This is a genomic window from Gordonia insulae, from assembly GCF_003855095.1.
Classification (GTDB): Bacteria; Actinomycetota; Actinomycetes; order Mycobacteriales; family Mycobacteriaceae; genus Gordonia; species Gordonia insulae.
Window position 1 is genome coordinate 5043157 of the sequence record NZ_CP033972.1, and the last position, 14065, is coordinate 5057221.

General features: G+C 66.9%; 14 protein-coding genes and 2 riboswitches. Of the genes, 9 read left to right on the plus strand and 5 right to left on the minus strand.

Annotated elements, in window-relative coordinates:
- Position 1 precedes the first annotated feature (1 nt).
- Entirely contained in the window at positions 2–184 is a 183-nt protein-coding gene (locus D7316_RS23065; RefSeq protein ID WP_331852583.1) for a hypothetical protein, read from the minus strand.
- 74 nt (positions 185–258) lie between these two features.
- Here D7316_RS23065 and D7316_RS23070 point away from each other — a divergent pair, with 74 nt between their 5' ends.
- Complete coding sequence (locus D7316_RS23070) at positions 259–669, plus strand: hypothetical protein (RefSeq protein WP_124710338.1); 411 nt, start codon at positions 259–261, stop codon at positions 667–669.
- A 65-nt stretch (positions 670–734) separates the two neighbouring features.
- Positions 735–831: riboswitch (TPP riboswitch) on the plus strand.
- Positions 831–1592, plus strand: coding sequence for a 3-oxoacyl-ACP reductase (locus tag D7316_RS23075; RefSeq protein ID WP_456298024.1), 762 nt, complete (start codon positions 831–833; stop codon positions 1590–1592). It overlaps the preceding riboswitch by 1 nt.
- Before the next feature lies 1 nt (position 1593).
- On the opposite strand, the gene D7316_RS23080 is transcribed toward D7316_RS23075, so the two are convergent.
- Positions 1594–3111 carry a phospholipase D-like domain-containing protein gene (locus D7316_RS23080; RefSeq protein WP_232017037.1) on the minus strand — a complete coding sequence of 506 codons (1518 nt, stop codon included), beginning with the start codon at positions 3109–3111 and terminating at the stop codon, positions 1594–1596.
- Between the two features lie 173 nt (positions 3112–3284).
- A riboswitch (cobalamin riboswitch) is annotated at positions 3285–3413 on the plus strand.
- A 99-nt stretch (positions 3414–3512) separates the two neighbouring features.
- On the opposite strand from D7316_RS23080, the gene D7316_RS23085 reads away from it, so the two are divergent.
- From D7316_RS23085 to D7316_RS23105, 5 genes are all read left to right on the plus strand, one after another.
- On the plus strand, positions 3513–5048 hold the full coding sequence (locus D7316_RS23085; protein WP_124710340.1) for an ABC transporter substrate-binding protein: 1536 nt from the start codon (positions 3513–3515) through the stop codon (positions 5046–5048).
- Positions 5045–5812, plus strand: a complete 768-nt coding sequence (locus D7316_RS23090; RefSeq protein WP_124710341.1) for a class I SAM-dependent methyltransferase — start codon at positions 5045–5047, stop codon at positions 5810–5812. The genes D7316_RS23085 and D7316_RS23090 overlap by 4 nt, the downstream gene beginning before the upstream one ends.
- 12 nt (positions 5813–5824) lie before the next feature.
- Positions 5825–6775 carry an ABC transporter permease gene (locus tag D7316_RS23095; protein ID WP_124710342.1) on the plus strand — a complete coding sequence of 317 codons (951 nt, stop codon included), beginning with the start codon at positions 5825–5827 and terminating at the stop codon, positions 6773–6775.
- Between the two features lie 80 nt (positions 6776–6855).
- Positions 6856–7674, plus strand: a complete 819-nt coding sequence (locus D7316_RS23100) for an ABC transporter permease subunit (protein WP_232017038.1) — start codon at positions 6856–6858, stop codon at positions 7672–7674.
- A gap of 58 nt (positions 7675–7732) precedes the next feature.
- Positions 7733–9214 carry an ABC transporter ATP-binding protein gene (locus D7316_RS23105; RefSeq protein ID WP_164473842.1) on the plus strand — a complete coding sequence of 494 codons (1482 nt, stop codon included), beginning with the start codon at positions 7733–7735 and terminating at the stop codon, positions 9212–9214.
- Positions 9215–9268: 54 nt separating this feature from the next.
- Here D7316_RS23105 and D7316_RS23110 read toward each other — a convergent pair whose 3' ends face one another.
- The gene (locus D7316_RS23110) at positions 9269–9745 is read right to left on the minus strand and encodes a hypothetical protein (RefSeq protein ID WP_232017039.1); all 477 of its coding nucleotides are present in this window, start codon (positions 9743–9745) and stop codon (positions 9269–9271) included.
- A gap of 95 nt (positions 9746–9840) precedes the next feature.
- On the opposite strand from D7316_RS23110, the gene D7316_RS23115 reads away from it, so the two are divergent.
- Together D7316_RS23115 and D7316_RS23120 are read left to right on the plus strand one after the other, a co-directional pair.
- A complete protein-coding gene (locus D7316_RS23115; RefSeq protein WP_124710346.1) occupies positions 9841–10485 on the plus strand; it encodes a TetR/AcrR family transcriptional regulator in 645 nt (214 codons plus the stop codon).
- Positions 10482–11762, plus strand: a complete 1281-nt coding sequence (locus tag D7316_RS23120) for a glycosyltransferase (RefSeq protein ID WP_124710347.1) — start codon at positions 10482–10484, stop codon at positions 11760–11762. The genes D7316_RS23115 and D7316_RS23120 overlap by 4 nt, the downstream gene beginning before the upstream one ends.
- A 78-nt stretch (positions 11763–11840) precedes the next feature.
- Here the strand turns inward: D7316_RS23120 and D7316_RS23125 are convergent, their stop codons facing one another.
- A complete protein-coding gene (locus D7316_RS23125) occupies positions 11841–12365 on the minus strand; it encodes a DoxX family protein (RefSeq protein WP_124710348.1) in 525 nt (174 codons plus the stop codon).
- A 113-nt stretch (positions 12366–12478) separates the two neighbouring features.
- On the minus strand, positions 12479–14059 hold the full coding sequence (locus D7316_RS23130) for an HNH endonuclease signature motif containing protein (RefSeq protein ID WP_124710349.1): 1581 nt from the start codon (positions 14057–14059) through the stop codon (positions 12479–12481).
- Positions 14060–14065 lie beyond the last annotated feature (6 nt).

A 14065-nucleotide genomic window follows, 5' to 3' on the forward strand; every position in this document is an offset into this window, starting at 1 on the left:
TTCATGACTTCGACAGCATCGCGGCCACCGACGCGCGGAATGCCTGCAGGCTTTGCGCGGTCGAGTTGAACCGCCAGTCCCGTTCCTTGTCCATCTGGAACCAGAGGAACGCCTGAATCCGCGGCTCGGATTCGACGACGGACGACGATGCCCGCCGGGTGGGGCCGGCCCGTCGACCTCTCACGTGGCAGGTAACGACAGACCAGTGCGCGCCGATGAGTGAGGGGACATGGAGACAGGGCACGAGGGTGGAGAGAAATGACGCGTCGCGGTCGTAATGTGTTGGCGGCGCTGGCCGTCGTGGCGTCGGCAATGGTGTGGACCGCGCCGACCGCGTCCGCTGCCCCGAAAACGGCGCCGACCATGAAGGCATCGTTCTTGCTGCAGGTTCCCGGAGGAGTTCTGGGCAAAGGCGGGGCGGCCGCCTACCAGCCGAGAGTCTTCTACGGTCACGGACACATCAATCCGACGCCGGTCGGCTACGGATACATCTACCGGTGGTTCAACGCGTCGACCGGGGCCTCCGGCCTCATCACCGATCGGACACCGCATCGGCAGGCCGTGAGGACCGGCCCCGGCCAGCTCGTGGTGTCGGGGTTGTGGGGCGACCGCAGGCCGGGATACATTGCCGCGGCACCGAGCGTCGGAACCTTCTACGTCGGTCCCTGAACCAGGACGTGTCCTCCCGGGACGGATGGTTTGCTTGCGTTCACCCCGTGATGTGCGATCAGATGGGCACCGACACGGGGTGCCGGCACCGGCCGGCTGAGATCAGACCCGTCGAACCTGCTCCGGTTAGTACCGGCGAAGGGATGGTCCGAATGTCTGCTGTGCCCATATCCGAGCACGTTGCCCTGGTCACCGGAGGAGCTCGTGGTCTCGGTGCCCACATCGTCCGCGCGATCGCCGCGCACGGCGGCCGCGTCGTCATCAACTACCGCCGCAGCGCCGACGCCGCGCACGCATTGGCCGATGAGATCGGCGACAGCGCACTGGTATTCGGTGCCGACGTCACCGACAAGGATGCGGTCGGCGTCATGATCGACGCTGCCGCAGAGCATTTCGGTGCTCCGGTGACGACGGTAGTGAACAACGCGCTGCCCGACTACTCGTTCAACGGCGACGGTCGCTCCCACGCCGACAACCTCACGTGGACCGAGCTCGACGCGCAGTTGCGTGGCATCGTGGGTGGCGCGCTCAACACGATTCAGGCCGCGTTACCCGGCATGCGGGCGGCGGGAGGCGGCCGCATGATCAACATCGGCACCAATCTGGTGCAGAATCCCGTTGTCCCATATCACGATTACACCGCGGCGAAGGCGGCGTTGCTCGCGTTGACCCGCACCCTGTCGCACGACCTCGGGCCCGACGGCATCACCGTGAACATGGTCTCGGGCGGACTGCTGCGGACCACCGACGCCAGCGCGGCCACCCCTGACGCGGTGTTCGACGCGATCGCAGCCGCCACGCCCCTGCGGTCGGTGACCACGCCCGCCGAGTTCGCCGACGCCGTCCTGTTCTTCCTCTCCCCGTGGTCGCGGGCCGTTACCGGGCAGAACCTCGTCGTCGACGGTGGACTCGTCAAGAACTAGATCAGGGACGCTCGGTGCCGGTGGAGGACAGGCGTCGCAGTGGCCGGCCCGCGACGAACCGGATGACCCGGGTGAGAACGGGATTGCCTTTCGCGCTTTCCGGGTCCATCAGGTCGTTCTCCGCCAGCGGGCTCTCCTCGTCGGCGATCGTCCCGGCGTCGAACCGCTCGAGTGTCTTGCCTTCTCCCCGAAGATGATCGATCGCCCCGATCAGGGATTGTCGGCGCTCGAGTTCGTCGCGGAACTCGGCCACGGGCACGGCGAGGTGCTCGGCGATAAGCCGGTCGCGAACGCCCACGATGCTCCGTCGGTGCTCAGCCGCCGACGGATCGTCCGCGCTGACCTCGACGGCGAGATCGCATTCGCTGTCGAGACCCAGGGAGCGGTTGTTGAGATTCGACGACCCCACTCGCAACAGTCTGTCGTCCATCACGAGGACCTTGGCGTGGACATAGATCGGGCCTCCCGTGGCGGTCACCGGATGGTAGGCGCGGAAGTGCTGGTGCTCGTCGGCATCCCACAGTTGATGGAGTAGCCGCCTGCGGGCTCCATCCATGGCCTTCTGTTCCAGCCAGCCGTCCGCGTGTCGGGGGAGGACGACCACGATCTCCGGCCCGTCGGATTCGCGCAGTCGCTGGGCGATCGCATCGGCGATCACCCGTGCGGCGAGATACTGACTCTCGATGTACAGGAAGCGCTTTGCGGAGCGGATCGCATCGAGATAGAGCTGTTCGATCTCGCGGACCTCGTCCTGCTGATCGAGTTCGGGCAGTGTTCGGGCCACCGCGACGTCGACGGACCGCATCGTCGGCGCGAGCTGATCCGGCCACGGGTCGGTGTCGACGTCGTCCACCGGGGCGAGGTCTTCTCCGGTGGCGACCAGCCATCGCTGACGCGCGATGTCGCCGACGAGACGGGCCGCGTCGCCGTCGACCGCGGCAGTCGCGTCGTGCCACGGCCCGTAGGAGTTGCCATTGGGTTCGACGCGTCGGGGATGGTCGTCGCGATGATCCGATCGGTCCCAGCGATCGACGGTCATGTCGATGCCGCCGCAGAACGCGATCCGATCGTCGATCACGACGATCTTCTGATGATGCGCGCCCCGGAGCGGATGGCGCGTGTCGATCTCGAGGTGGACGTTGCGGTTGGTGGCGAGGTTGGCGAGGAAGACCGGGGTCATCCCGCGGGTGATCGCGGTGAACGCGCCGACACTCCACTTGAGCAGATGGATCTCCAGGCCCGGCTGGTGGTCCGGCAGCCAGTTGAGGAAGTCGCCGAGGTCGTTGGGGCCGTCGAGCGTCTGCTCTTCCGGCTCGAACTCGATCCGGGTGTCGAAGTCCCACCCGATGAGCATGATCCGCTTCCGGGCCCCGAGCATTGCCTGCTTCGCGAACCGGAAGTAGTCGGCGGCGTCGATGATGCAGGCGAACCGGTCGGCCCGGCCGATCCCGTAGCAGTTCTGGCCGGGTACGAGAAGTGCACCGCTTGCCCCACCCCGAGCGTCGTCAATGCTGGTCACTATGTCCTCTGTCCCCGGCCCTCCACCGGCTGATGACGGTATCCGTCCGTGGAGTCGGTCGCGATGCCGGGGGTGAGTTCTGGTGCCGGTCGTGCCCGTCCCGACGAGCTGCGCCGGGCGACGGTCCGGTGCGGGTGACCGACAGCTGACTGCCCGTATCAGAAAGCCCCTGGCGGGAGCGTTCCCCGCACTGCCCGTTAGAGTGACCGTGCGCGAACGGGAAACCGGTGCAAATCCGGCGCTGCCCCGCAACTGTGAGGTCGTCACGACCGTAGCCAGATACCGCCGCGTGAAACATTCTCGGCACGGTCACGCGGGATGACCACCCGAGCACAGGCGTCGATCGCGCCTGTCCTCGTCGTTCCCGCTGGTCGTGCCATGTCGCGACGGGAGACGACCAGATGACCCCCACCACACCGACGGTCAGTCGGCGAGCATTCCTCGGAGGTGCACTCGGGATCGCCGGGGCCTTCGCGGTCGGAGCATGCGGATCGAGTGGATCCTCGGCACCGACGGGACGGCTCACCACCATGTACGAGGGTGCCGGCGCCAGCGAGACCATCGACCCCGGCATCGGGACGATGTTCATCGACGAGGCCCGGGTCAAGCACCTCTACGACGGCCTCTTCGAGGTCGACTCACAGATGCGGGCAGTGCCCCGCCTGGTGACCGACGCGGCCCCCGACGGCGCCGGCCTCGTCTGGCGGATGACGCTGCGTGAGGCCACCTGGCACGACGGCGCTCCGCTGACCGCCGACGACGTGCTGTTCACGCTGTCGCGAATCCTCGGCAAGCAGACCGAGGCGCAGCCATTCGTCGCCGCGACGACGCTGTCGGCCATCGATCTGCCGAACTCGCGGGCGGTCGATGCCCGGACGGTCGAGCTCCGACTCACGCAGCCCTCCTTCGACCTGCCCAGCCAGCTCACCTCGTACGGCACCCGCATCGTCAAGAACGGGACGCGGGACTTCACCCGCCCCAATGGAACCGGACCGTTCCGCTTCCAGTCGTTCACTCCCGGTCGCGAGTTCGTCGCCACACGCAACGACCAGTACTGGGACGGGGCGCCGTCGGTCGACACCTTGCGCATCCTCAGCGCCGGACCCGAAGCCCGCCTCGCCGCAGTGCGTAGTCAACAGGCCGACTTCGTCGACAACCTGTCGCCTTCGGCCGGTCGCACACTCGAATCCGATGACGACGTGACGGTCCACTCGACGCCGAACAGCGGAATCCTCTACTTCGCCATGAAGACCGATCGGGCACCGTTCGCCGTCCCCGATGTCCGGCGGGCGATGATGCTGATGGTCGACCGCGAGGAACTCGTACGCGTCGCCTTGCAGGGTTCGGGCGAGGTGTCCGACGACATCTTCGGGCGCGGCTACCAGTACTACGCCGACGACCTGCCCGCCCATCAGCACGACCCCGACCGCGCGAAAGCTCTCCTCCGTGCCGCAGGCGCATCGGATCTCGCCTTCGAACTGTTCGTCGCGCCGGTCGCCAACGGCTTCATCGAAGCCGCTCACCTCGTGGCCCGTCAGGCGCGCGCGATCGGCGTCGACGTCAAGGTCACCATCGGGTCCAAGGACACGTACTACACAGAGGCATTGACCAAGGGGGACATGACGATCGGTCAGTCGGGGCCGCTCGCGATCCCGTATCACTTCGGTTCCCGCCTGGTCAGCGATGCCCCGAAGAACTTCACGCACTGGTCGGATCCGACGTTCGACCAACTGTTCGTCGCGGCGCAGCGCGAACGATCCACCGAGGCGCGAGCCCGGATCTACCACCAGATGCACGAGATCCTCCACGACCGTGGAGGGTTCATCTTCTGGGCCACCACCCCGTGGCGGACCGCTTACCGCAATGGCGTTCAGAACTCGCCGAGCGGTGTCCCGAACGCCCACGACTGGGCCCGATTCGACGAGGTGACCGCATGACGCAAGGCAGACCCACCCGGCAGCAGGCAGTGGAGTGGCTCGATCGGTGGGATCTCCAGCAGGGCCACTACATGCCCGATCGCGAAGAACGCTTCGACGTCGTGATCGATGTGCTCGAACTCGTGCTCCGACGTCCCGACCCGCTCGTCGTGGACCTCGGCATCGGACCGGGATCACTTGCCCACCGCATCCTCGACCGCGTCCCCGACGCCCGGGTGGTCGGTGTCGACGCGGATCCGCTGCTGCTCGAACTCGGCGCCATCGCGCGGCCCGACCACCGGATCCGTCCCGTGCTCGCCGACCTTCGCGAACCCGGGTGGTTCGAACGTCTCGAACTCGACCGCGCGCCCGACGCCTACGTCAGTTCGACGGCGCTGCACTGGATGGACGCGACACCATTGCGTGCTCTCTTCGCCGAATGCGGACGGACCATCGCACCTGGTGGGGTCCTCGTCGACGCCGACCACCTGTACGAGGGTGAGTCGGCGCCCGGCATCGACGATCTCCTGCGTGCACTGACCGACCGTCGCGCCGTACGACGTGGGACCCGACAGACGGAGGACTGGCAGGCATGGTGGGACGCAATCGATTCCGCACCGGAACTGGCCGATCTCGTCGCAGCACGGGCCGGTGGTTTCGAGCATGTCGTCACCGACCGGCCCACCGTGCATGACTACGTCGCGTTCCTGCGCGATGGTGGGTTCTCCGAGGCCGGCGTCGTCTGGCAGGTCGGCGACGATCGCGTCGTCGTCGCGACGTCCTGACCGAGACCGCCGATGACGATCGGTCGGTTCACGATGCGCCGCATCGGAGTCGGCACCCTGCAGATCGTGATGCTGCTGGCCTTGGTGTTCGCACTCTCACTATGGCTGCCGGGTGATGCGGCCGATGTTCAGTCCGGCGACTTCTCCAGCGCCGCGCAGCGCGAGGAGACGCGGCGTCTGCTGGGACTGGATGTGGCTCCGCTGCAACGGTTCCTCGAGTGGTGCGCGCACGCGGCGACAGGGGATTTCGGCACGTCGTTCACCCAGAGCAGACCCGTGACCGACGTGATCGCCGAACCGTTCGTCACCTCGGCGGTACTCGCGGTGCTCACCACTCTGTTCCTGATCCCGGTGGCCGGCGTCGCCGGATTCGTCGCGGGGCTGCACCCGGATACGTGGTGGGACCGGACGATCACGACGGTCAGTATCGTGGCCGATTCGGTGCCCGACTACGTCCTCGCCGTCGTCCTGGTGTCCTACCTGGCGGTCGAGGCCGGTTGGTTCCCGGCGACATTCGCGGGCATGGATTCCGCGGATGTGGCTGCGACTCCGAGCGTCCTGATCCTGCCGCTGTTCGTCATGATCTGCCGGGTGGCGGCTCCGCTGGTGCGGCTGGTGCGCGCGGGCGTCATCGACGAGATGTCGGCCCCGTACGTCGTGCAGGCGCGCAGGCTCGGTGTGTCCCGGTGGTCGCTCCTACTCCGGCATGTAGCGCCGAATGCGCTCGGCCCCGCGATGCAGGACCTGGGCCGCACCGGGGACAGCCTGTTGTCCGGCGTGCTGATCGTCGAGGCGGTGTTCGTCGTACCCGGTATCGCGACCACACTCATCGACGGGATCGGCAACCGCGATCAACCGGTCGTGCTCGCGATCGTCCTGATCACGGGACTGGTCGCGATCGTGGTCAACGCGGCGATCGACATCGCGGGTCAACGTATGGTGCCGGCGCGGGTGCGGACATGAATCTGATTCGGCGGCAAGCGACGCGGTCGCGGCACACGGAGTGGCACCGCACCATACGACGCTGTGTCGCATCCCTTCTCGTGGCCGTTCCGCTGTGCATCGCGGCGATCGGACCGTGGCTGGCTCGATCCGCGCCGACGGTGAGTCAGGCGCCGTTCGGTCCTTCGTCGTGGTCGCCGTTCGGGACCGACCGGCTCGGGCGCGATGTGCTCGCCGCTGCGCTGGAGGGCGGACGACCGCTGGTGGTGACCACCGTGCTGACCGTCGTCGTCGCCTACGCCATCGGTTCGACCATCGGACTCGTGGCGGCGACAACCACCCGTCCGGTGGTCGAGGACCTGATCATGAGACCCGTCGACGTCCTGCTCTGCATACCGTCGTTGCTCGTCGTCCTCGTCGTCGCGTTGCGGATGGACGGTTCACGAATCGGCATCGCCGCAGCGGTGGCCGCGGTGCTGGTGCCGCCCATCGCCCGCTTCATCCGGATGGCGTCTCGCAGCGTCGTGCAGAGTCCGGCGATGGAAACCCTACGGCTGCAAGGGGTCGGGCCCGTCGAACGCTACACCGGATATGCTCGACGCCGCCTGGCCCGACCGGTTGCCGCGGATGTTGGGGTCCGGCTCGTGGCGGCACTGTACATCCTGTCGTCGGCGAACTTTCTGGGTATCGGTTTCGACACCACCTCCACCGACTGGGCGGTCGCCGTCGCGGCCAACAAGGAGGGCCTCGACGTCGCCCCGTGGTCGGTGTTGCTGCCGGCGGGATTGATCGTGGCGCTCGCCCTCGGCACCAACCTGCTTCTGGACGAACGACTCTCGTACCGACGGCGATTGGTGCCGCCCGAGCAGTCGGTCTGCTCCGCATCACAGCGGGTGCACGCCCTGGACGATCATGAGTGAAGATGACGTGCCAGAGGTCGGGGGCCGATCTCCGAGGCTGCGAGTCCGGGGTCTGGGTGTGAGAACCCCCGACGGGATACCGCTCGTCACCGACATCGATCTCGATCTGTACGGCGGACGGATTGTGACGCTCGTCGGACCGTCGGGTGCCGGCAAGTCGACGATTGCGGCCGCCGTCGCGGATGTCCTGCCCGCGGATCTCGAGCGATCAGGAGTCGTTGTCGTCGACCCAGGCTCTCGGATGGCCCATCTCCCACAGGATGCCGCTCTCACCTTGAATCCTGCGCGAAGGATCGGAGCCGCTCTCGGCGAGCTGGTGACGCTTCATGGTGCTCCGCCGACGAGGCGTCGTGATCGTCGGCGATGGCGCACCGACAGGGTCGAGGAGGTGTTGTCGGAGGCGGCATTTCCGATCGACGAAAATCACCGGCACCTCTGGCCACGACGGTTTCCGTTCGAGTTCTCCGGCGGTCAACGGACCCGATTGGCCCTGGCGCAACTCCTCGCCACCAGACCTGACGTGTTGGTCCTCGACGAGCCGTCGACCGGCCTCGATACGGTGAGCAGGCACCTGCTGATCGAAGCGCTCGTCGCAGTCCGCGATCGCGGTGTCGCGGTCCTGCTCGTCACACACGATGAGCACATCGCAGGTGAACTCGGTGATGTGGTGCACCGTGTCGGTGACGGGCGGTTGCTGCGGGGAACATCGGGATCGATTACACGCCCGGTGACGGCGCCGCACGTCTCGTGCGGCGAGAAGCAAACCCACACTGCGCCTCCGGAAGTGGGCGTGTTGGTCGCCGACCGTCTGGAGCTCAGAATGTCCAGGACACAAGTGCTTTCGGATGCATCCTTCGCGGTGCGGCGCGGTGAGATGGTCGGCCTCGTCGGGGCTTCGGGCTCCGGGAAGACGAGCTTGCTGCGCGCGATCGCCGGGCTGACCCCGGTCGCCGGTGGCTCTGTCGCTCTGGACGGGGTCTCGCTACCTCGTCTGTCGCGCCGGAGTCGGGCGACGATGGCCGACGTCCAATACGTCTGTCAGGAGGTGCGCGCGTCTTTCGAGCCCGACCGTCCGGTTCTCGGGCAGGTCGCCCGCACGGCCGTGCGTTTGCGTGGCGTCGCACCCGAGGCAGCGAGAGCCGAGGCCGTGCAGATCCTCGAACGATTGGATCTGAGCATCGAGCAGGCCAGGCGCCACCCCGATGGCCTGTCGGGTGGTCAACTCCGGCGAATCGCCCTGGCCCGTGCCCTGATCGCCCACCCGCGAGTCCTCCTGTGCGACGAGGTCACAACGGGACTGGAGAAACCGTTGGCAGGGTTGATCATCGACACACTCGACGCTCGATGCCGTGACTTCGGGACGACCGTCATCCTGGCCGGCCACGACCTGCGGGCGATGGTCGATCGGGTGCATCGGCTCATCGTCCTCGACCGTGGCGAGATCACCGACGACCTGCCGGTCGGCGACTGGGCGAGGGCGTCGCCGGCTCTGCTCCGGTTGCTGGCTGCCGACGGGATCGTGGAGGGGGCCGGCGAGTGAGGCCGCTGACGCAGTCGCCGACGACGGCCCCACCTCGATGGTCCTATTGAGAGGTCACGTCTCCATCGCCCACACGGTGAGCAGCAGGCCCGCCTCTTTTCGCTCCTCATACGTGATGGTCAGGACGTCGCCGCCGCTTCTGTTCGCGACGTACACCTGTTCACTCCGTTCGAGATTCGGCCGGCGGACCTCTTCGCGAAACGGGCCGTCGTTGAGACTGACCAGGTTCCGCTCGAGGTCCTCGCTGACCTCGGAGCGTTCGAGCAGAGCAGCGCGTGTCGCCGGCGAGGCCGTGCGCACCACGACTTTTGCCGAGGAATCGGGAAAGCTCGGATAGCTCGTGCAGGAGACGACCGCTTCGTCGTCCGACAGGCGCAATCCCATCGCAGTCGCATAGGGAATCACGCGTTCGCACGGATCACGGTGAATCAGCTGCGGAATGACGAATCCGCTTGCGATGAGCAGAACAAGGACCACCCAGCCGAGAAACCACCATCTCAGCCGCACCGGCCGTGGCTTGTCGGGGGTCACCTGGTCGCTCACGAATCCCATGGTAAGGACGGCGTCTGCGTCCGGCGGGAAAAAACGTCGTTGCACGCCCTGACCGATCGGTCTAGAGTTAGACCATGCGGTCAGAAGAGGGCAGCGGGAGAACCTTCGCAGATGAGGCGCGACGACGCCAGATCGTCGCGTGTGCCATCGAGCTGATCGCCGAGGTGGGCTATCCCCAGGCGTCGCTGGCGAAGATCGCCGAGCGAGCCGAGATCGCGAAGAGTGCTGTGCTGTACCACTTTCGTGGCAAGGACGAACTGGTCGCCGCGATCGTGGAAGCCGTGTTCGGGGCGTCGGCAGGCGTGATGATCCCGCGGATCATGGCCGCGACGACGGCGACCGACCGCCTGCGGGCCTACATCGCGTCCAACGGCGAGTTCCTCGACACGCACCGTCGCGGCGCGATCGCCCTCTACGAGATCTCCGTGGGGTACCGCGACAGCGCGGGCCGCCGGTTCGATCAAGTGGTTCAGGCATCCGTCGACGAGTCCGGTGTGCCGCCGGAGCTCGCACTGCTCGACCCGCTCACTATCTTCGTTGACGGAATCCGCGACGGCGAGTTCGTCACGACCGCGGAACCGTTGATGCTGAAGAACATCGTGCGCGCATCACTCGACGGTGCCGTCGCCGAGCTGGCACGGGACGATACCTACGACGTCCTTGAGCACACCTCGACCTTGGCAGATCTCGTCATCTCAGCGATCGGAGCAACACGATGAGTCCACGAATCACCATCCTGGCGTTCGGAACACGCGGCGACGTGGCCCCGATGACCGGCCTCGCGGCGGGCCTTCGCCACCATCTCGGCGCGACAGTCGCGATCGCCGCCCAGCAACCCTACGAGCAGATGATCACCGACGCCGGATTCGACTTCCGGCTCCTTCCGCGCGACACCGAAGCCGACACCCACTCATCCGAGTATGGGCAGGCGATGGTCGACGGACGCCGACTCAAACCGTCGAAGGAGGCAATCGTGGGCATGCGCGAGGACCTGGTGGGTGTCGGCGAGGCCATGGCCCGCGCGGCCGATGACGCCGACCTGGTGCTCTGCGGCGGACCCGTCGGCTCCCTCCTCGGGTCGCACGTGGCCGAAGCGCTCGGGCGTCCGAGCGCCGCGTTGGTGCTCCAACCCTCCTATGTCACCGGCGACTTCGCCCCACCCGCACTCGGTACCCGCTCCTACGGCCGTATCGGCAATCGCACCGCCTGGCGACTGGCCGGTGCCGGCGAGAAGTTGTTCGCTCCGCTGATCGATGACCTCCGCACCACTCTCGGGCTGCCTCCACAGTCGCTCCGGAGTCGCCGACGTCGCCTAGAGCGTGAATGGACTCAATTGTGCGGGTTCAGCACTCACGTGGTGCCCGCACCCGGCGACTGGCCCGAGCACGTCCACGTGACCGGCTACTGGTGGTCTGCCGAGCAGCACGCACCCGAGGTGCCGGCCGGCCTCGAGGACTTCCTGGCCGACGGCCCGCCTCCCGTCTATATCGGTCTCGGCAGCACCGCGATCAGCGACGGCGAACGGGTCAGCGAGATCGTGCGCGACGCTTTGCACTCGAGCGGACAGCGGGGAGTCATTCACAGCGGATGGGCGCACCTCGACGGTGGCGACGACGAAAACCTGTTCACCATCGGCGATGTCGAGCATTCATGGCTGCTTCCGCAGATGGCGGCGGCGGTCCACCACTGCGGTGCCGGAACCACCGCGGCGACGCTGCGCGCGGGGCTTCCTACGGTCGCCCTGCCCGGCATCATGGACCAGCCGTTCTGGGCGCAACGTCTGCATCGTCTCGGCTGCGCTCCGATACCGGTGCCTCGTACAGGCGTCACCGTTCCTGTTCTCACCGAGTCGATCTCGTCGGTGATCGGCGACGACCGGTATCGGCGCTCAGCGGCCTCCATCGCAGAGAAGTTGGCGTCGGAAGACGGGACCACGGCCGCCTGCCGGATCATCGAGACGTTGCTGTCGGCGCCGACCTCACCCACTCATGCCTGACGATCGTGCTGGCGGGAGTGGGCATCCGCGAATTGTGGATGCGCGTAGGTGCACCACGAACAGACCGCGACTAGTCGGTTACGACCCTGCCGTCGCGTTCTTCCGCCGGTACAGCACGCCCGCTGCGCCGACGGTCGCCGTGGCCAGGGCGAGCACGCCGACCCGCTCCTGCTCGAGACGATGCCCGATGAGTCCGTCGACCGAATAGCGGCCGGGACCGGTCAGCGCGAGCGCCGCCGACGCCACGCCCAGGACCGCCGGGAACTCCAGCCCGCCGTTCTGCGAGAAGAAGCCGTTGGGTCGGTGGACATCGGCGGCGGCGAGCATGGCCGCGGCACCTGCGGCCGACGCGACGCGTGTGCCCGCACCCAATGCGACCAGCCCACCTGCTGCTTCGCTCACGCCGGCGGCGACCGCGGACAGCTTGGCCGGGCGAAAGCCCATCTTCTCCATGCCGGCAGCCGTGCCGTCGATGCCGGGTCCGTTGAACCAGCCCGCGAGCTTCTGTGCCCCGTGGGCGAACAACGTCGCTCCGACCGCTGTGCGCAAGGTCAGCAGGCCCACGTCGAGCGCTTTCGTGCGCGTCGAGTTCTCACCAGACATCGAGTAATCCCTTCGTCACTCCGTTAGCAAAGCTAAATAGAACTGTAGTCCGCTTGGGTGTGACAGCGTGCAGTGGCCTGGACGCGTGCTGGACACTCTCCTCCGACGAGGCGCTACCGAACCGGCCCACCGATCCGTTGCAGCGGTCGCCTCCCGACCTTCCGGCCCTTCTTGGGTCGACGACGGCGGACCCGCACCTCGGGTCGCTCGCGTGAGATCACTCGTGCACCCGAGCTGGTCGTCGGTGAAGCAGGTTGTGGGCTCTCGCTGATCGACCCCCTGCGCAGGTACTGCTCCCACAATTCCCCGACCTCGTGTGCGCGGTTGACCCGCGGGGCAGGTGGTGGCCCGCTGGCCGGGTTGATCGACCAACCCGCTCGACCGGCGTCCGGCCCTTCGCGGATGATGCGCGTGCTCCACTTGCCCGGTTCGGGGCCCACCATCCTGTTGTGTAGTGGGCAGGCCGGCGCGGTCTCGTCGATGTTGGTGCGACCTCCCTTGGCCCAATCCTTTTCGGCATGATGGATTTCCACGTGCGTGCTCGGTTGGGTGCATCCGGGTGCCGAGCATCCGCCGCCACCCGGCTGCGCGAAAAGCATGAGCCGCTGCGCTTGGTTGGCGAGGCGTTTCGCGGTGCCGAGGTAGAGCGCCGCTGCAGAGTGATCCTTGAACACTGCAAGGTGCCAGTGGGCTTCGGCGGCGAGTTCGATCACGTCCTTCATCGGCAAGTGTGAACCGGTTGCGGTGGTACCGAGTCCGGCACGGGCATAGAGGTCGGACTCACTGACCTTGACGATCAGGTGGGGCGGCAGGCCACGGTGACTCTTGCCGAGCAGCCCGCCGTCGAGCACAGCTTTGAGCACCGCCTTGAACGCGTCGTGGTTGCGCTGATTCTGCGACCGGTTATCCCTTCCCGCAGCCTCTTTCAGCTTCTCGATGTCGGCGTCGGCGGTGGTCCCCTTCGGCGACTCCTCGTCGTCGGGGTTGTTCATGCCCGGGGCGGCCCACGCGGCGAACACCACCTCGAGCATGGCTCGGGTGGTGGGGTCGAGCGTGCCGGTCAGAGTGCTCATGGATTGGGCGTCCTCTGGGCCCTTGTTCAGGCTGCGACGTCGCTTGCGGTCGACGTCCTCGGTCAACGAACCGTCGGGATCGATGCGTGCCAGCAGGTGAGTCCCGACCTGTGTGATCTGCTTCGGGGTCAGTTGACGTGCGAAGTCGGCCATGAACTCCTCTGCCGATTCGCGGACGTCGAGGGGCACGGCCACCGGGATCTTGCTGAGGATCTCGAGAACCGCGTCCACGTGAGCCGGCGCGCAATCACCTTGTGCCACAGCTGCGGCCAGATTCGGATAGTGAGGCTCCAAGACCTCGCCGGAGAACGCGCGCAGCGACGAGATCATCCGCATGTGGTGCACACGTCGGTTGGCGTCCGGCACACGCAGGCGGTGCGCCATAAAGTCCCGGACGCTGCGATATCCCAGTCCGCCGACCATCCCTCGATCGGACACCTCGACGACCCGCTGGTGCCCGATTCCGCTCATCCGCCGGTAGGCGCGCTCGTGTTCTTCGGCAACGGCCAGAACGGCAAGATCCGACGCGGGCGCGCTGTCGACCTGTTGGATCTGATCGAGCAGGTCGTTGAGCTGTTGGTACAGAGACTCCACCTCGGAGACCTGAATGTCGGCCGTCACGTCGTG